The organism is Streptacidiphilus jiangxiensis, from assembly GCF_900109465.1.
GTDB lineage: Bacteria > Actinomycetota > Actinomycetes > Streptomycetales > Streptomycetaceae > Streptacidiphilus > Streptacidiphilus jiangxiensis.
Genome location: NZ_FOAZ01000039.1, coordinates 1 through 17,816, shown reverse-complemented (window position 1 = coordinate 17,816; position 17,816 = coordinate 1). Strand labels below are relative to the sequence as shown.

The 17,816-nt window shown below is 72.7% G+C and carries 15 protein-coding genes; 3 read left to right on the top strand and 12 right to left on the bottom strand.

Features of this window, described 5'->3' with window-relative positions; translation table 11 throughout:
* Window positions 1–23: 23 nt before the first annotated feature.
* The 3 genes from BMY61_RS40390 to BMY61_RS40380 all read right to left on the bottom strand — a co-directional run bounded on the left by BMY61_RS40390 (window position 24) and on the right by BMY61_RS40380 (window position 2,512).
* Window positions 24–992: a glycoside hydrolase family 113 protein gene (locus tag BMY61_RS40390; RefSeq protein WP_042444960.1), complete on the bottom strand. Its 969-nt coding sequence runs from the start codon at window positions 990–992 to the stop codon at window positions 24–26.
* 1 nt (window position 993) lies between these two features.
* Entirely contained in the window at window positions 994–1,602 is a 609-nt protein-coding gene (locus BMY61_RS40385) for a TetR family transcriptional regulator (RefSeq protein ID WP_042445217.1), read from the bottom strand.
* A gap of 76 nt (window positions 1,603–1,678) precedes the next feature.
* Entirely contained in the window at window positions 1,679–2,512 is an 834-nt protein-coding gene (locus tag BMY61_RS40380) for a M55 family metallopeptidase (protein WP_042444962.1), read from the bottom strand.
* A gap of 228 nt (window positions 2,513–2,740) precedes the next feature.
* Between BMY61_RS40380 and BMY61_RS40375 the strand changes: the two genes are divergently transcribed.
* Window positions 2,741–3,304: a CHAP domain-containing protein gene (locus BMY61_RS40375; RefSeq protein WP_042445222.1), complete on the top strand. Its 564-nt coding sequence runs from the start codon at window positions 2,741–2,743 to the stop codon at window positions 3,302–3,304.
* A gap of 174 nt (window positions 3,305–3,478) precedes the next feature.
* Here the strand turns inward: BMY61_RS40375 and BMY61_RS40370 are convergent, their stop codons facing one another.
* Window positions 3,479–4,609: a DUF4185 domain-containing protein gene (locus BMY61_RS40370; protein WP_236655938.1), complete on the bottom strand. Its 1,131-nt coding sequence runs from the start codon at window positions 4,607–4,609 to the stop codon at window positions 3,479–3,481.
* Window positions 4,610–5,005: 396 nt separating this feature from the next.
* On the opposite strand from BMY61_RS40370, the gene BMY61_RS48175 reads away from it, so the two are divergent.
* Together BMY61_RS48175 and BMY61_RS40360 are read left to right on the top strand one after the other, a co-directional pair.
* Window positions 5,006–7,231 (top strand): AfsR/SARP family transcriptional regulator, encoded by a 2,226-nt coding sequence (locus BMY61_RS48175; RefSeq protein ID WP_052438529.1) that lies wholly within the window; start codon window positions 5,006–5,008, stop codon window positions 7,229–7,231.
* Window positions 7,189–8,499 carry a tetratricopeptide repeat protein gene (locus BMY61_RS40360; protein WP_280521072.1) on the top strand — a complete coding sequence of 437 codons (1,311 nt, stop codon included), beginning with the start codon at window positions 7,189–7,191 and terminating at the stop codon, window positions 8,497–8,499. Before BMY61_RS48175 ends, BMY61_RS40360 begins: the two co-directional genes overlap by 43 nt.
* A 166-nt stretch (window positions 8,500–8,665) precedes the next feature.
* On the opposite strand, the gene BMY61_RS40355 is transcribed toward BMY61_RS40360, so the two are convergent.
* From BMY61_RS40355 to BMY61_RS40320, 8 genes are all read right to left on the bottom strand, one after another.
* Complete coding sequence (locus BMY61_RS40355) at window positions 8,666–10,372, bottom strand: aldehyde dehydrogenase family protein (RefSeq protein WP_042444968.1); 1,707 nt, start codon at window positions 10,370–10,372, stop codon at window positions 8,666–8,668.
* A 52-nt stretch (window positions 10,373–10,424) separates the two neighbouring features.
* Window positions 10,425–11,732, bottom strand: coding sequence for an MFS transporter (locus tag BMY61_RS40350; RefSeq protein WP_052438530.1), 1,308 nt, complete (start codon window positions 11,730–11,732; stop codon window positions 10,425–10,427).
* A 124-nt stretch (window positions 11,733–11,856) separates the two neighbouring features.
* On the bottom strand, window positions 11,857–12,819 hold the full coding sequence (locus BMY61_RS40345) for a TauD/TfdA dioxygenase family protein (RefSeq protein ID WP_042445230.1): 963 nt from the start codon (window positions 12,817–12,819) through the stop codon (window positions 11,857–11,859).
* Between the two features lie 195 nt (window positions 12,820–13,014).
* Complete coding sequence (locus tag BMY61_RS40340; protein ID WP_042444970.1) at window positions 13,015–13,614, bottom strand: TetR/AcrR family transcriptional regulator; 600 nt, start codon at window positions 13,612–13,614, stop codon at window positions 13,015–13,017.
* Window positions 13,615–13,678: 64 nt separating this feature from the next.
* The gene (locus tag BMY61_RS40335; RefSeq protein ID WP_042444972.1) at window positions 13,679–14,056 is read right to left on the bottom strand and encodes a YybH family protein; all 378 of its coding nucleotides are present in this window, start codon (window positions 14,054–14,056) and stop codon (window positions 13,679–13,681) included.
* A gap of 165 nt (window positions 14,057–14,221) precedes the next feature.
* Window positions 14,222–15,127, bottom strand: a complete 906-nt coding sequence (locus BMY61_RS40330) for an AraC family transcriptional regulator (RefSeq protein ID WP_042444974.1) — start codon at window positions 15,125–15,127, stop codon at window positions 14,222–14,224.
* A 103-nt stretch (window positions 15,128–15,230) separates the two neighbouring features.
* Window positions 15,231–16,016 (bottom strand): G1 family glutamic endopeptidase, encoded by a 786-nt coding sequence (locus tag BMY61_RS40325; protein ID WP_042444976.1) that lies wholly within the window; start codon window positions 16,014–16,016, stop codon window positions 15,231–15,233.
* A 90-nt stretch (window positions 16,017–16,106) separates the two neighbouring features.
* Window positions 16,107–17,816, bottom strand: a 1,710-nt coding sequence (locus BMY61_RS40320) for a S53 family peptidase (protein ID WP_075004251.1), incomplete at its 5' end; no start/stop codon positions are given.

The following is a 17,816-nucleotide window of genomic DNA, read 5'->3' as shown; positions in this document are numbered from 1 at the left end:
CACCTCTCCCCGGCCGGCCGATCCTACCGATCGCCTGAACGGATCGTCCTGCCGGTCCGTTGATGCCTGGCGCTCATGGCGTGGAAGGCCTTCTTCGGCTCCCAGCGGGTCTCGTCGACCAGGCGGACGAGCCCGTAGGACGCGATGTCGCGGTCGCCGGGCTTGTCGTAGTTGGCGAAGGAGAACCACAGCGCGGTGTCGACGCCCTCCTCCTCGAAGACGTCGAGGAGCTCGTCGAGGTAGCGCACCTGCTCGGTCTCGTCGGGAATCGCCCCGTGCGGCGGCTGCCAGGCCATGCTGCCCAGCTCGCCGGCTCCGCGGTAGGCGCAGGTGCCGTACTCGGTCACGACGACGGGCTTGCCGTGGGAGAAGAACTCGCGCAGCTCGGCGCGGAAGGTGTCGGTGTTCTGCGCGGATCGGTAGGCGTCGACGCCCACCATGTCGAAGGGGTGCCAGTCGACGGGCTCCCAGGGGCCGGAGGCGTAGGTGATCTTGCCGCCGAAGTGGGCGCGGACCGTCGTCGCGGCCTCGGCGAGGAAGGCGTTGAGTCGCTCGGGGACCGGTCCGAGGGACAGCCACCAGTGGATGTCGGCGGTGGCCATGGCGTGGAGACGGTCGAGGTGGGTGTCCCCGGGGAGGAAGCCGTGGGCGAAGGCGCTGAGCTCGCAGCCGGTGACCAGCACCACCTGTGCGCCGCCCTGCCGCAGGGCTTCGGCGCGCTGGGCGCAGTCGGCGAGGAGAGACAGGATCTGCTCCGGGGGAAGGTCGACCGGGAATGGCGAGAGCCACACTTCTAGCCCGGCTTCGGCGGCGTGGTGGGCGGCGATGCCGAGTCGGTCGCTGTCGCGGCCGGTGATGCGGACGACGTCGCAGTGCAGGTCGTCGGCGATCACCGTCATGTCGTGCCGGACCTGGGCCGGGTCGAAGGTCTTTCGGGTGAGGCGGTCTCCGGGGAAGGTCCCGGTGTCGTAGTTGATGCCTCGCGCGCGCACGTCAGCGCCCTTCTGCCTGATCGAGTCCGTGTCCCAGCAGGTCGAAGGCCAGCTCGACGTCCTGTGCCAGGGCACGGTGGGCCTCCAGGGCGGAGGCACCGCTCTGCAGATGCCGGAAGTAGGTCTCCTGGAGAGTGAGCAGGGACGCGGCGATCTGGGCGGCCATGAGCGCGGCCGCCGTGGGACCGTACTCGTCGGCCAGGACCTGGGCCAACGCCTCGCGCTGGTGGTAGAGCTGAGCGTTGGCCGCGTGCTGCAGGGTCGGGCTGTCCTGGATCACGCGCACGCGGGCGAGGAGTGCTTCGAGCTCCCCCTCGGGGACCTCTCCGGCGGCGAGCGCGCGATGGTGCGCTCGCAGCGGCTCAAGGAATGTCTGGCCGGCCGGCCGCCGGGCGACGATCCCCGCCAGGTCGTCGCCGCCCACGCCGTGCAGGGCGAGTGACTCCTTGCTCGGGAAGTAGGCGAAGAGGGTCGCCTTGGCCACCTCGGCGGCCTCGGCGATCTCGTTGACCGACACCGCGTCGAAACCGCGCTCGGTGAACATCTGCCACGCCACCGCGGCGATTCGCTGCCTGGTCTGTTCCTTCTTGCGCTCGCGCAGTCCTGCCATGCGGACCATAATAATCAGACTGGGTTCAAAAACATACTCAGTCTGGAAAATGGAAAGGACGCGCCGGGCCGTCCGCTCATCCGTAGCGGTTCTCGACGGCGGCCGCAGCGACGGTCGTGACGGTCTTGAAGGCGCGGATCATCGTGTAGGCGCTGTCCGCGGAGAAGGCGACGCGGCGTACGTCCGTCCGCGTGACCGTGGGCACGGCGGCCGTGGCCGCTGCCAGGTGGGCGGCGTCGAACTCCACCTCCACCTGGAAGGTGCGCCCGGTGACGGGCTCCGCACGGACGCACAGGGCCGCTGACTGCTTCGCGGCCGCCCGGATGAGCTCGAAGGTGACCGCCGGCGGCCTGCAGACGGCCGCGTAGCGGCTGACGCAGTCCTTGACGGCGGCGGTGACGGCGGCGGGTGCGTAGGCCGCAGCGTCCCGGCAGGCCAGGTCGTCGCCGGTGACCAGGACGACCGGCACCCCGAACTCCGCGGCGACCAGGGCGTTGAGGTAGCCCTCGTCGGCCGGGACCGTGTCGACCCAGACGCCGGTGATGGAGTTGGCGAGGTAGGTGTGCGCGAGGACGCCGTCCGTTCCGGCGCCGGTGTGATAGCCGACGAAGGCGACGCCGCTCACGCCCGGATGCTGGATGCCCTCGACCATGGAGAGGTCCTTGTGACGCCCGGTCAGCATCTCTGCGCGCGGGTCGAGGTCCTCCAGGAGGAGGTTGCGCATGGTGGCGTGGGCCTCGTTGACGAGCACAGAGGTGGCACCGCCGTCGAAGAACCCGGCGATGGCGGCGTTGACGTCGGAGGTGAACATGGTGCGGCAGCGCTGCCAGGCGGGGTTGCCGGGTTCGCAGTCGTCGGGCCAGGTGACGCCGGTGGCGCCCTCCATGTCCGCCGAGATCAGTACGCGCATGTGGCCACTCCTGACAGGACCTGCGGTTCGGGCTGACGTTCGTCCTCGTCCGGTCGCAGTCTGACACGACGCACGCCTGCGCACGAGGACCGCCGGCCCACCGCAGTCCGGTCGTGTGCGATGCCTGTGCGCGGATTGTGCAGCCCGCCCGCCATGCTCCTGGCTATGTCAGGGACATGGCCCCGAGGGCCATGGGCAATCACTTCATGTTCCGAGAGGAATACCCTCATGAACGCCGCAAGTCTGCGCAGCACGCTGACCCGGGGCCTGGTGGCCGTGGCCCTTGCGGGTCCGACGCTGTTGTTGGTGTCGGGCCCGGCGTCGGCGAGCACGGACGACATCGTCAACATCGCCAACGCCAACATGTCCAACCACGCCTGCGACACCAACAGCACCGGCGGGCAGGGGTACAACTCCAGCTGCACCGGTGACGGCGGCTCGCCCGAGAACTGGTGCGCGGACTTCGCCGCGTGGGTGTGGCAGCAGGCGGGCTACAACGTCGACGGGCTCACGCCCGCCGCCGGCAGCTTCGACCAGTACGGCGCCGGGGTCCACAGCGATCCGCAGGTCGGCGACGCGATCCTGTTCGACGACAACGGCAGCGGCTACGCGGACCACGTCGCCATCGTCACGGCGGTCAACCCCGACGGGACCATCCAGAGCATCGGCGGCAACGAGGGGACCAACGACCCCTCCACCTCCTACGTCAACTCCGACTCCTACGAAGGGACGGTGGGCTACAGCTCCTACTGGGGCATGACGATCAGCGGCTACGTGTCCCCGACCAACTGACGGCGGTTCGGCGTCAGTGGTGAGGCGCCGGTCGCAGCCGCCCGCTCGCGGCTGCGACCGGCACGGTGTCAGGCGGAGGCCGTCCCGCAGCCGGCTCGAGCCCGCCTCGTCACGGGTTGATGCCGTCGTACTGCAGCACCCGGTAGGCGCCCTGGCTGGTCCACTGCGAGACGATCAGCGTGAGTGAGGTGGCGCTCGCGCTGCCCGGGTGGATGTAGCCGCCGTAGAGGCTGTCCAGTTGCGGCCGGCCCAGGTGGTTGAGCGGCCAGGCGGCGTTCGCGACCACCTGCGGGGTCGGGTTGGTCCAGGCGGCGTCCGGGCGGGGGCGGTGCGGGTGCAGATCGACCCGTCGGTCACGTCGAACCAGCTCATGCAGTAGGTGCCGTTGATGTTCTTGACGGAGAACTCGCCGATGTTGTTGCCGGGCGGGAAGAGCGGCGTGGGCGGCGTCCCGTCGGTGGCCCAGTACCAACCGCTGCCGTTGTAGACCCAGTTCTGCTGCGCGCCGAAGTTGCCCGCCCGGAAGTCGTCCGGGTTGAAGCGGAACAGTTGGATGGCCCCCTGGTCGGCCGTGTTCTTGTGGCTGCCGTTCCACCGCTTGGAGTAGACGTAGAGCCAGCCGTCGGCGTCGATGCCGGCGAAGGACCACATGCCGTACATCGACTGGTTGACGCCCCGGTACTGGCCGTCCCAGTGGTAGGCGTAGTCGGTCCAGGTCACGCCGTAGTCGTCGGAGTAGGCGATGCCCGACATCAACGAGCCGTCGTCCCCGGCGGGCAGGTCGTCCGGGCCGATGCCGGTGACCACCGAGGTGTACTGGATGTAGGTGCGGCCGCCGAACTCGATGCAGTCGTTGGGGATCCGGGTCTTCTCCACGCCGTAGCCGTTGTCCTGGTTGGGCGTGTAGTCGAACAGCGAGGCGGCCTGGCCGTTCGGCATGGCGTAGGTGAACGAGATGGGGGCCGAGCCCGAGGAGTCGAAGCCCGCCTGGTTCAGCATCGTCGGCGAGGGCAGGTAGGTGCCGTTGTCGTCGAAGGAGTCACCGAACACGTAGCCCCAGGTTCCGTCGTGCCCCCGGAGGTAGGGGATGCCGAGGTCTCCGCTGCCGAGGCCCTGGGCCGAGGCGGAGTCGCCGGGCTGCTGGCACAGAGGGGCGCCGGTCTGACCGACGCCGTTGACGGCCTCGGCCGGGGTGGCTCGCAGCAGCCCGGATCCAAGGGTGAACCCGGCGCCCAGGGCGGCGGCGGCGCCGGTTCGCAGGACTCCGCGCCGGGTGAAGCCCGGGTTGTGCGGCAGATCGGTCATGGCCATCTTCTCCAGGGGGCATGTCGGAGCACCGGGCTCCTCCTCCGCGGAGCGGGGAGCCGACGCGGTCCGCGTGCTGCCCGGTGGCGTCGCGGTGGTCCCGTCGACACGCTGGGAAGTGTGCTGGCGGAACGTCACAAAGGGCGCATGACGATCGCACGGGCGCCGCACGTCCGGGGCCGCCGACCGCCTACGGACAACCCCCCGACCGACCCTGACGGCCCCCGGGTGGCCCCGGGCGGCCCCGGGCAAGCACATCGGGACAGTCTGTCAGTGCACGTTCACAATCCGGATACGCTCGGCCCGCGCGGGACTTCGGGCAGTAGAGTCACCGGCGGGAACGGCAGCGTGCATGACAAGACTGTGGTGCGTGGGACCTGTATCGGGGGCGGGGCAATGGCGTTGAGCATCCGGCTGCTCGGGGGCCTGAGCGTCAGTCGGGACGGCGTGGCGCTCCCCCTGCCCGGTCAGCGGCAGCGGTGCCTGCTCGCGGTGCTGCTGCTGCACCACGGCCGGACCCTCTCGCGCGCGAACCTGGCAGCCTGGGCCTGGCCCGAGGACCCGCCCGCCACCGTGGACCGGCAGATCGCCAACTACGTGTCGGGACTGCGTCGCACTCTGGCCCCGCTGGGCGAGACGGTGACGCTCTCCTCACGCTCCGCACGGTTCGGCGCGGTGCTGCAGGCGGACGTGCTGGACGTCGACCGCTTCGGCTCGCTGGTGGAGAACGCCCGCACCGCGCGGGCCGGACACGAGCACGAGATCGCCGCGGCCCACCTGCACCAGGCGCTCGCCCTGTGGCGCGACCCTCCGCTGGACGGACTGGACACGCCCTACCTTCGCGATAGGGCCGCACAGTTGACGCTGCGGCACCGGGATGCCGTGCTGCTGCTGGCGCGGATCGAGGAAGAGGCGGGCCGGCTCCCCGCCGTGCTGGAGCCGCTGCGCGGGTTGGCGGCGCAGCGGCCGCAGGACGAGGGCGTCGCGGTGGCGCTCGTGCGCGCGCTCGCCGCGTGCGGGGAGGGCGTGGAGGCCGCCGAGGCCGCGGCCCGTGCGACCGCCGCGCTGATCGCCGACGGCCACACGCCCGGCCCTGCGCTGCGGCAGGCGCACAGCGACGCGCTCGCGGGCCGCGCGACCGCCCCGGAACGCCGGCCCGAGGCCGCGGGCTCCGGGCGCCGTGGTGGGCCGGGACCGGACAACCGGCGTGGCCCCGGCCCGTCGCCACGCCAACTGCCGCCCGACACCGGGGCCTTCACGGGCCGCTCGGACGAGGTCGCGCGCGTGGTGAGGCTGGCGGAGCGCTCCGGGGACGGTGCTCGGGCCGCTGTTCCGGCCGTGTGCGCGATCGACGGGATGGGCGGGGTCGGCAAGACCTCCCTCGCGCTCCACTGCGCGCACCGACTCGCCGACCGCTACCCCGACGGGCAGCTCTGTCTGGAGCTGCACACGCACAGCGCGGGCGTGCCGCCGCGCGGCACCGCCGAGGCGCTGGGGCTGGCGCTGAGCTGTCTGGGGTTCCCGCCTCACGCGATCCCGCCCGGCCCGGACGCCCGGGCGGCCGCGTACCGTGCCGCGCTGGCGGGCACCCGCACGCTGATCGTGCTGGACGACGTCGCCGACGAGGCACAGGTGCGGGCGCTGCTGCCCGGCAGTGCGGGATGCCTGGTGCTGGTGACCAGCCGCAGGCGGCTGAACGGGCTGGACGAGGCCGACCCGCTCAGCCTGGAGAGCCTCCCGGCGCCCGACGCGATGGCGTTGTTCCGGGCGACGGCGGGGCGCGAGCTGCGGACCGCGGAGGAGGCGCTGTTGGCCGAGACCGTGGAGCTGTGCGGCCGGCTCCCGCTCGCCGTGCGCATCGCGGCGTCGCTGCTGCGGCACCGGCGCGCCTGGCGGCTGGGCGACGTGCTCGCCGAACTGCACACGCGCCAGGGGGATCTGGAGGCCTTCGACGACGGCAGCCGCAATCTCGCGGCCACGTTCGAGCTCTCCTACCGCTCGCTCACACCCGACCAGCGGACCCTCTTCCGGCGGCTCGGCCTGGTGCCCGGGCCGGACATCGACGTGCACGGGGCGGCGGCCCTGCTGGCCGTCCCCCCAGGGCCGGTGCGGCGCGGCCTGCGGGAACTGGCCGACCGTCACCTCCTGGCCGAGACCGCCCCTGACCGTTTCCGTCTGCACGACCTGCTGCGCGACTACGCCCGCGGCCGGTCGCGGGCCGAGGACGACCCCGCCGTGTGCGAGGCCGCGTTGGACGGCCTGTTCGACCACTACGAACGCGCGGCCCGCGCGGCCGGCCACCGACTGCGGATGGTCCCGGGCGGGGAGCCGCCCGAGGCCAGGAGGTCCTGGGCCGGAGGGCCCGAGGCCGCGGATTTCGGGACCGGAGGGCCCGAGGCCGGAGGGCCAGAGGCCGGAGGGCCCGAGGCCGGGGGCCCGGTTCGCTCATCGGCCCCCGCCAGGACGCGGAAGCCTGGCTGGCCGCAGAGATCGAGAACGTGGTCGCGGCGGCCCGGCACGCCGCGACCCGGGAAGATCCGCGACACGCCGTCAGCCTCCCGCTCGCCGTCACGGCCCACCTGTACCACCACGGTCCCTGGCCCCGCGCGCTGGAGCTGCTGACCCGCGCGGCCGACCTCGCCGACACCCTGCACGACGCGCGCGCCAGGGCGGCCGGGCTGCTCGCCGCCGGACCGCTGCGGCAGCTGACGGGTGACCGCGCGGGCGGCGCCGAGGCCCTCACCACCGCGCTGGAGCTCTACCGCGCGGCGCAGGATCCCCTCGGCGAGGCGAACACCCTGACCGAGCTGGCCCGCGTGCGCATGCACGCCGCGGACTACCCCGCCGCGCTGGAGGCGTGCCGCACGGCACTGGCCTTCTACCGGGCGCTGGACTGCCGGCTCGGGCAGGCGAACGCGCTGAGCGTGCGCGGCCGGGTGCGCCAGCGGCTGGGCGAGTACCCTCCCGCGATCGAGGACGTCGAACGGAGCCTCGCCCTCTACCACGAGGTCGGGAACGTGGTCGGCCAGGCGCGCGCACTCAGCGAGCTCGGGCTGCTGCGGGCGCTGACCGGTGACGACCCCGGCGCGGTACGGGCGTTCACTCGCTGCCGTCTGCTGTGCCGCGATCTCGGCAACCCGCTGGAGGAGGTCCCCGCACTCGTCTCCCTCGCCGCACTGCGCCGCCGGGCCGGCGATTATCCCGAGTCGCTGCGGGTGAGTTCTCGGGCGGCGGAGCTGGCCGGGGCCCTGGGCAACAAGATCGGCGAGGCCGGGGCGTTGGCCGAGCGGGGCGTCGTCCGCGACCTGACCGGGGACGTCAAGGGCTCGGCCGCCGACTTCGAGGAGGCGATCACGCTCTACCGCGCCTTGGGGCAACGCCACGGTGAGGCGGTCGTGCGGGTCCACCGCGGCGCGGCGCGACAGCGCCGGGGGGACCATCCGGGGGCGCTGGCCGAGCTGGGACCGGCGATCGCCGCGTTCCGTGCGGCCGGGGAACAAGGCGACGAGGCGTGGGCCCTGAACCACCTCGCCGCCGCTCTGGAAGCGGCCGGGCACACCAGGGAGTCGCTGCGCGCCTACCGCCGAGCCCTCGCCTTGCACCGGGCGCTGGGCCGACCGGCCGAGGAGGCGACGGCGCTGGAGGGAATCGGCGCGATCAGGGCCGCCCGGGGCGCCCTCGTCGTCGGCTCGCTGTGCCTCTGCGCCGCGGCCCGCCGCTACCACGCACTCGGCCTGCGACCGGCCGCCGACCGCGTCGCCTCGCGCCTGGCCGCGCTCGGCGCGGGGGAACCTGCCGGCGCGGGGGGACCATTCGATCCGCCCGGCATGGCCGGCTCGTCCGCCGGACCCACCCAAGGAGGGCACGTCGTGGCGTCCGGCCCCCACTGACAGGCCGATGCCGCGCGGGGGTCGCAAGCCGCAGCCGACGGTGACGGCGCAGCCGGACCGCACGCGCAGCCGGGGCCGAGGTCGCATCGGGCGCGCCGCGGCCCGTGAGCAGTCTGCGCCGAGTCAGGTCGTGGACCGGCGCGTCGACCGCGGCCCGGGCGGCGGGTCAGCCGCGGAGGGCGGAGGCGAGGATCGCGGGCAGGCGGCGCAGGGACGGGGCGAGGGTGAAGGCGGTGAGGCGTTTGACGGTGGTGAGGGCGGTGCGGTTGGTGACGAAGTAGGGCGGGCGGGGCGACAGCGAGGGCGAGCCGGTGAGCAGTCCGCGCGGCGCCGGGGCGAAGGGAGCGCGCAGGACGGTCTTCTCGACGTCCGCGTCGGCCAGCAGGTAGGCGTTGTGGACGAGGCCGACGCCGCTGCCGATGTCCTGGCGGGTGTGGCCGGGGTAGGCGCCCCAGGGGGTGGTGCCGAGCAGGAAGCCCACGCCGGACCAGCAGTTGACGCCGAGGGTGCCGTAGCGCAGCGCGCCGATGGCGGCGCCCACGGCGCCGGGGGCGTGGCGTTCGGTGCGGGGGTGGACCACGAGGGTGGCGCCGAGGGTGCCCGGAAGGGTGTCGTTGGCGAACGCGACGGCGCGGGGCAGGAAGTCCTCGGCGGTGGCGCCCGACAGGCGGACGACGCCGAGGGCGCTGGCGAACACTTCGTCGCGCAGCAGCGGGTCCTCGGCTCCGATCTCGACGAGCAGCCGTGAGCAGTCCTCACCGAGGACCTCGGCGCCCGGGTGGGCGTCGCGGACCGCCTGCAGCCGGGCGGGCGCGCCGGGGTAGTAGTCGGGGCGCGGCGGCAGGGCGCGCAGTACGCGGCGGATCTCGGCGAGGAGCTTCTCGGTGCCGTCCCAGTCGCGGGGCAGGACGAGGACCTGGCTGGCGATGCAGTTGTGGCCGGAGTTGTTCATCTTGCTGGTGACGATGTGTTCGGCCTGGTAGCGGAAGTCCGCGGCGCTCCAGCGGCCGGGGACCACGATGCAGGGGCTGACGCCGCCGAGTTCGCTGCTGAACGGCTTGGCGACCAGCGGCCGGTCCTGGTCGCGGCGCCGCTCGGCGTCGGGTCCGATGCCCCAGACGATGGCGTCATGGGTGCGGGCGCTGCCGGTGATGTGGAGGGTGTCGATGCCGGGATGGCGCGTCAGGAAGGCGCCCTCGTCGGTGCCCCCGTCGGCGAACCGCAGCCAGCCGCGTTCGGTGAACTCGACGAAGACCTGCTCGATGTGGGGGCGCAGGTAGGCGTTGACGGGGTTCATCTTGGCCAGGACGACCTGGCCTTCGACATAGAGCTTATGCAGGATGTCGAGAGCGGTGATGGCGGCGACGTTCCCCGCGCCCAGCACCAGGGCCACGCGCGGTTCGTGGCGTCGTCCGCTGTAGGCGGTGCCCGCCGAGGCGCGGACCCCACCGGTGGTGCTGCCGACGGCCATCCATACCTCGGCGTGGTAGCCGTTGAGCAGCAGCCGGTCCCAGCGGGTCGCGGGGAAGACGTCCACGACGACGCGGTCCTCGCGGGTGTGCACGGCGTGGGGCGGGACGACCTCGCCGGTGGCGGCGATCCGGCGCAGGGTCCGCAGCAGGGTTTGGACGTTCTGGGCCAGGGCCCAGGGGCCGCCGGTCCAGTCCTCGGCCGCCCAGGTCGAGTCGGCCGGGTAGCCCTTGGCCCGTGCCGCGTCGGCGCACATGGCATCGGCAACGGCGCCGATGCGCGGGAGCATGCGTTCCAGCAGTGCGATCCGTGCCGGGAGCGGGGTGTCGGTCCAGGAGGAGGCCCGGTCGCGGAGCTCGGCGACGGCCCGGTCCAGGGCCTCGGTGTCGATGACGGTGGTCATGGCCGCCTCTCTGGGCGCTGTTGCAAGGTGGGGGTGGGCGCGGTCGGACGGGTCACCCGGTGAGGGCGCGCGCGTCGCGGTCGGGGTCGATCAGAGCGAATGCGGCGAGCGAGCCGAGCAGCAGCAGGGCGCCGGACACGACGACGGCGTGCTGGTAGCCGGCCGCACCGTCGCTGTCGACGAGGCGGCCGACGAGCACGGGTGCGAGCAGGCCCGCCGTGGTGACGACGGCGTTCATGGTGCCCAGCGCGCCGCCGCGCCGGGACGCGGGGGTGATCTGCGCGACGCAGGTGCTGGCGAGGCCGGCGAGGGAGCCGCCGAAGCCGAAGCCGAGGAACAGCAGCGCGGTCCTGGGACCGTTGCCGCCGACCAGGGGGACGGCCAGGCAGCCGGCGGCGCCGACGAGCAGCAGACCTGCGCCGACGGCGCCCCGGGCGCGGCGGCTGCTGACGCCGCGTCGCATCAGACGGCTGGTCAGGGCTGCCTGGGCGAGCACGACGACGGCGCCGAGCGCCCAGGGCAGGGCGACGAGGGTGGCCGCGTGGTCGGTGGTGTAGCCGAGGGCGGTGTGCAGGTAGGACGGCAGCCAGACCAGCATGAGGGCGACGACCCAGTAGCTGGTGAAGTACGCGATCGTGCAGCCGATCCAGGTACGGGTGGCGAAGATGCTGCGGTAGCTGGGGGCGGGCGTGGTGGTCACGCCTCCCGGCACGGTGCGCGGGGCCGGGAGCGGACCCGGCTGGGGAGCCTCCCGGCCGAAGAGCCACCAGGCGGCGGCCCACAGCAGGCCGGCGAGGGCCACCACGGCGAAGGCACTGCGCCAGCCGTGCCGGTCGATCACCCAGGTCAGTCCGGGAGCGGAGACCATGACGCCGAAGGTGACGCCCAGCGTGACCAGGGCGCCCGGCAGGTTGCGTCGCTCGTCGGGGAACCACCCCAGCGAGGTGCGCTGGGCCAGTGGGAAGGCCGGGCCTTCCGCGCCACCGAGCACGATCCGGGAGCCGACCAGGACGGCGAGGCCGCCGCCGAGGGCGACGGGGAGCTGGGCCGCGGACCACAGCAGGGCCATGCCCAGCAGCAGCCATCGGGCCCGGAGCCGGTCGGCGAGCAGCCCCACGGCTGCGGCGGCGACGGAGAAGAGGAGGAAGAAGGCGCTGTTGGCCAGGCCGAACTGGGTGGCCGTCAGGCGGAGGTCCTTGCGGATCGGGTCGGCGGCCAGTCCGAGCACGGACTTGTCGGCGAAGTTGACCATCATGAACACCACCAGCAGGCCGGTGGTGAGCCAGGCGCTCCGTGTCGAGAGCCCGGTGGGGCGGGCGGGGTCATACACGGGTCTGGCGCTGGCGTCGGTCTCGGTCATGTGCGGCTCCGGCACGGGTCGGCGGGGGCAGGGTGGGGGTGGGGGTGGGGGTTGCGTGCGGGGACGGCGTGAGGCGTGGTGGGGGCGCCCTCCGCCGAGGGCGCCCCTCCGCTCGTGGCCGGGGTCAGGAGAGCGGGACTCCGGCGATGGCGATGCGCTCCATGACCCGGCGCTGGGGGAAGTAGTCGTTGATGGCGTAGTGCTGGACGGCGATGTTGTCCCAGATGGCCACCGAGTCGGGCTGCCAGCGGAAGCGGACCTGGTACTCGGGGATGCGCGCCTGCAGCACCAGCTCGTCCAGCAGCAGCCGGCTCTTTTCCTCTGGAAGGCCGACGATGCGGGTGGTGAAGGGCTCGTTGACGTAGAGCAGCGGGCGCCCGGTGACGGGGTGGTGGACCACGACGGGGTGCTCGACCTGCGGCAGGCGCTCGCGCAGCGCGGTGATCTGCTCCGGCGTCATCATGGCGCCCCAGCTGGGCACCCAGTCGTGGACGGCGCGCAGGTCGGCGATGCGCTCCTTGGTGATCTCGGGCAGGTTGTCGTAGGCGGCGCCCATGTCGGCCCACAGGGTGTCGCCGCCGGCGGGCGGGATCTCGACGGCGCGCAGCACGGAGCCGAGGGCGGGAGCGGCCATGAAGGAGTGGTCGCTGTGCCAGATGTTCTCGGTGCCGACGGCCATGGCGTCCTTGGCGAGTCGGGAGACGCCCACGAGGTCGCCCTTGGGGAAGAACGGATTGTCCTCGGGCTCGCCCCACAGGGCGGACAGGGCGAGCTGGTGCTCGGGAGTGAAGTCGTGCTGGTCGCGGAAGAAGACGACCTTCCACTCCAGCAGCGCCTGCTTGAGCTCCTCGCCGAGTTGGGGGCTGATCGGCCGGGAGAGATCGACGCCGGTGATCTCGGCGCCGATGTGCGGGGTGAGCGGGGTGATGCCGAAGGTGCGGTACTCCCCCGGCGTGCGGCCGGGTGCGTTGCGTTCGAGGGTGCGCCGGCCGTAGTGCATGAGCGGCTTGTCGAGCGCGGGCGCCGGCGCGGGCGCCGTATCAGTGCCGGTGGCGGTGGCGGTGGCGGTGTGCGGGGCGTGCGGCATGGCGTCCTCCATGGGCGAGGGGCGATCCCCGGTTTCGTTACCGGAAGTATCGTTATCGCCTCATGGGTGCACAAGGCCTGGCGGCCGAGGAATCTCGCGGCGGCTGCAAAGGGACACCCGGGCGTACCGGGCGGGCCGGACCCGACGGGAACGGTTGGGAACGGTTGGGAACGGTCGGGAACGGTCGGGAATGCCCTAGTCGCGGGCGGCGAACGCCAGGGCGAGGAGGTCGACGAGCTCGTCGACGAACCGCTGGTCCGGCGGCAGCTGCTCGCCGACCAGGCGGAAGACCGGGGGGCTGGCGACCAGGGTGACGGCGGTGGGGACGTCGAGGTCGGCGCGGACGTCGCCGCGTTCGATACCGCGTTCCAGGATGGCCCGCGTCTGGTCGGTGACCCGGGCGGTGTAGGTCGCGTAGGCCCCCCGCGCGCCCTGCGCCTTGGCGGCGGCACCGATCAGCTCGGCGAGCAGCCGGTCGGTGCCGGGTTCCCGGTACCGGCGCATGCGCGACTCCAGCAGCGCCCGCAGTTCGGCGCGGAAGTCGCCCAGGTCCGGGATGTCGACCGCGCCGATCCGCGACTCGGCGGCGGCCAGGACCAGGTCCTGCTTGGTGGGCCAGCGCCGGTACATCGCCGGCTTGCTCACCCCGGCCCGGGCCGCCACCGCGTCCATGGTGACCGCGTCCATGCCCTGCTCGGTGACCAGCTGCAGGACGGCGTCGAGTACCACCCGCTCGACCCGCTCCTCACGGGGCCGCCCCGGACCGCGCCGCTCTGTCTGCTCCCTGCCTGCCACGGCATCAGCCTAGACGTCCTGCGCGCGCTGCCGGGAGCCGGGGCGGAGCCGTGTCCCGACGAGGTCAGGCGGTGCCGAGGGGGTTGAGGACGGCCATGCGCCAGGTTCCGTCCGGGCTGCGGCGGGCGACGTTGGCGGTGGTGCCGGTGGCCTTCCGGCGGTGGCCGTCGGGGGTGGTGATCTCCATGGTCCACTCCTCGCTCAGCAGGGCGATGTCACCCCCGGCGACGACGCGCGACGGGCCGTTGGACAGGTGTGCGTTGCCGGCGATCGAACCGGCCGTGTAGTCGCGCAGCGCCTGGCCGGTGACGGTCTCGCCGGTGACGGTGCGCATCACGGCACCGGGTGCGAACAGGTCGAGGACCTCGTCGAGGTTCCCGGAGTTCAGGGCCTTCTCGAAGGCCGGAGGGAGCTGGGCCGGGTCGGTGACGGGAACGGACATGGTGGTTCCTTCCGGTGGAGTGCGCAGGGAATGGTCGTTTGTCCCTGTTGCTGACTGCGTGTCTCCAGCATGCGCGGGCACGACCCTGGTGGACGAGGTCGGCAAGTGACGCGCCATGGTCGAAACTGGACACCGTCTCTGACGCCCCCGGCGCGCGCGGCGCGGTCAGCGCTGGGTGGCGCGGAACGTTCCGGGGGTGGTGCCCACGGTCCGGGCGAAGAACTTGCCGAAGTTGGCCGGCTCGGTGAAGCCCAGCATGCGGGCGACGGACGCGACGGGGAGGTCGGTGTGCACCAGGAGCCGCTTGGCCTCCAGGGCGACGCGGTCGTCGATGAGGTCCTTGGCGGTGCGGCCGGTGGCCGCCAGGCAGGCTCGCATGAGGGTCCGGGGCGAGTAGCCAAGCGTCGCTGCGTACTGGGCGGCGTGACGCCTCGTCGCGAACGCGCGTTCCAGCTCAGCGCGGAAAGCGCGGAACACCTCCCCTCCCGCAGCGGCCTCGCCCGCGTCGGCCTGCGGCAGGCGGGCGATGCGCAGCAGCAGTGCGGCCAGGAGCTGCCGCAGCAGTTCCACGGTGAGCTCCGTCTGCGACGCGTCCCGCACGGACAGCGCCTCGTACTCGGCGGCCAGCTCGGCCACCGCGCCTGCGATGCCCCGGTGTTCGGCCGGGGAAAGGGAGAGGAGGGAGAACGCGGCGGGACCGAACGCCTCGTCGGTGACGGCGGTGGCGGCCGGAACCGGCGGCGGGAAGGCGGGGGTGAACACCACGAGCGTGGCCTCGAGATCCGCGATCTCCCCCCGGGAGTCGAGGGGGAAGCGCTGCACTTGGCCGGGGCGGACGTGCAGCAGGGTTCCCGGAGCGCACGCGTGGGCCACGAAGTCGATCCACGCAGTGCCCTCGCCGCGGGTGACCAGGGTCAACTGGTGGAAGTCCGGGCGGCTGGACGCTGCGGCGACGGACGGTCGCAGGCGTCGCCGCAGCGTGGCGAAGGAGAAGACCTCCAGCCCCAGCCGGGGTTGATCGGGGTTGTCGTAGCCGATGTCGACGACGTGCGGGCGCCCGGGATCAGCCATGCCTCGATGATCTCAGCTGCGGCCGACTGCCACGCCGCGGCCTGACGGCAAGGGGGTGCCGTCAGGCCGCGGACGCTGTTCGGTGGGTCAGTGGGTCAGTGGGTCACAGGCTGTTCCAGGTGACGGAGAAGGCGTTGCCGCTCAGGCCGGAGATGGTGGCCTCGGGGGTGCCGGAGTCGGAGACCATGTTGATGCCGGTCGGGTTGGTGGAGGCGAGGCCCTGGCCGTTGACCTTGTTGTTGTCGAAGGTGACGGTGCCGAAGTCGTCCAGCGGCAGGACGCTGCCGGACCAGGGGGCCTCGGCTATGACCTCGGCGGAGGAGCGGGCCAGGCCGCTCTGGCGCTTGGTGATCTTCTTGGTCCAGCCCTCGGTCGGGTCGGCGAGGGTGAGGGTGTAGGTGCCGGAGGCGTAGCTCACGGTCTCGGTGATGGTGTCGCCCGGCTGGACGGTGTTGCTGTAGGTGACAGGGTTGGCCGGGTACATCTCGTACCAGGCGGAGTACTGCGCCTGGCCGCCGGAGCAGTCGGCCTCGGTGCCGGTCTGCTCGACCGAGGAGCTGGTGTAGCCGTCCAGGCCGACCCAGAAGCTCGAGTAGCCGTCGCCCTGCGAGCAGTCGACCGCGGGCTGGACGAACGTGGTGCTGACGCTGGTGTAGGTGGAGCCGGTGGCGGCGTAGCCGGACCAGTTGTCGCTGGTGGTCGTGGTGTGCTTGACGCCGCCGCCATGGCTGATGAAGAAGGGGGTGCTGCCGTGCTGCCCGCTGACGTGGTGCATCGGGGCCTGCAGCAGGGCCGGGGCCGACACCGCGGCGGCCGCGGTGGGGGCGACGGCGCCGGCGAGGAGGGCGAGGGCTGAGGCGGGGGCGAGCAGGCGGCGTGACACGGTCATCGGGATGCCTTTCGGGACGGGCGAGCCTTTGGGGACTGTCGCGCGGGTCGGTCGGTGCGGGCGATGCCGGGGGCATCGCCCGCACGGGCGTCAGGAGGCGGTCAGGGCGGTGTCGTCGACGACGAAGCTGGTCTGCAGGCTCGCGTCCTCGCTGCCGGTGAACTTGAGCGTGACGGTCTGCCCGGCGTAGCTGGACAGGTTGAAGCTGTGCTGGGCGTAGCCGGTCGCGGCGTTGAGGTTGGAGTAGGTCGCGAGCGTGCCGAGCACGGTGCCGGAGCTGTTCAGGACCTGGACCTTGAGGGTGTCGAAGGCCGTGGTCGTGGTGGTCTCGGCGGTGTCGACGTGCAGCCAGAAGGAGAAGGTGGCGCTGCAGCCGGCCGGGATCGCCACGGACTGGGCGAGAGTGTCGGTGTGGGTGGTTCCGTAGCCGTCCAGCCAGGCGTCCCACGTGCCGGTGTGGGCGGGCTCGCTCGGGCCGTTCTGGCCGATGACGCCGCTGCTGGCGGTCCAGGAGCCGGTGCCGGACTCGAAGCCGGGGTTGGCGAGCTTCTGTCCGGTGCTGGTGCAGCCGCCGCCACCGCCGCTGGTGCTGACCGTCCAACTGAACGTCGTGGAGCCGGACGCGGTGCCGGAGGTGGCGGTGACGGTTACGCTGGAGGTTCCGGCGGTGGTCGGCGTGCCGGAGATCAGACCGGACGAGGAGATGGACAGGCCGGCCGGGAGACCCGTGGCGGAGTAGGTCAGCGACTTGCCGGCCGAATCGGTCGCGGAGATCTGCTTGGAGACCGCGGTGCCCACCGTCCCGCTCTGGCTACCGGGGTTGGTGACGCTCACCGACTCGGTGGAGCTGCTGCCCGCAGTGAAGGCCGTCAGGCCGTTGGGGGTGCCGAGGCCCGTGGGACCGTCGTAGCCGACCTCGGCGGTGCACAGGTACGCCGGGGAGCAGCTGCCGTTGCTGCCGCTGGTCACGTCGTTGAGCGACGAGGTGTGCTGGTACGGGTACTTGGCCGGGTAGTCGCCGCTGCCGGGGGTGCCGGCGTCGGCGTACACCGAGGCGATGATGGGCGACGAGGCACTGGTGCCCCCGTAGACCTGCCAGCCCGAGGCGCCGTAGCTGTCGTAGACGGCGACGCCGGTGGCCGGGTCGGCGACGGCGGAGACGTCGGCGACGGTCCGCTTGGAGCAGCCGGTGTCGGTCTGCCAGCTGGGCTTGGGGTCGTAGGCGGAGCAGCCGGAGCCGGTGCCTTCCGTGCTGGAGGTGGACCAGACGCTCTCGCTCCACCCGCGGGTGTTGGAGGCGCGACTGAGGGAGGTGCCGCCCACCGAGGTCACGTACTGCGAGGAGGCGGGGTACTCGGCGCCGTAGGCGGAGTCGCCCGCGGAGACGGTGATGGCGACGCCCGGGTGGTTGAAGTAACTGCTGTCGGAGCTGAGGTCGGTGGAGTCCTCGGAGCCGCCGTAGCTGTTGGAGACGTACTTGGCGCCCAGCGAGACGGCCTCGTTGACGGAGGTGCCCAGGTCGCTCATGTTCGCGGAGGTCGCCTCGACCAGGACGATGTGCGCGTTCGGGGCGATCGCGGAGACCATGTCGAGGTCGAGGGAGATCTCCCCCGCCCAACCCGAGTCGGCGCTCGGGTAGTTGGTGCCGCCGTTCTCGTCGACCTTCTTGAAGCAGCCGTTGGCGGTGGTGCAGGCCGGCAGGCCGTACTGGCTGCGGTAGGTGGCGAGGTCGGCCTCGGCGTTCGGGTCGTCCTGCGCGTCCACGATCGCGACGGTCTGCCCCGCGCCGCCGTTGGCGGG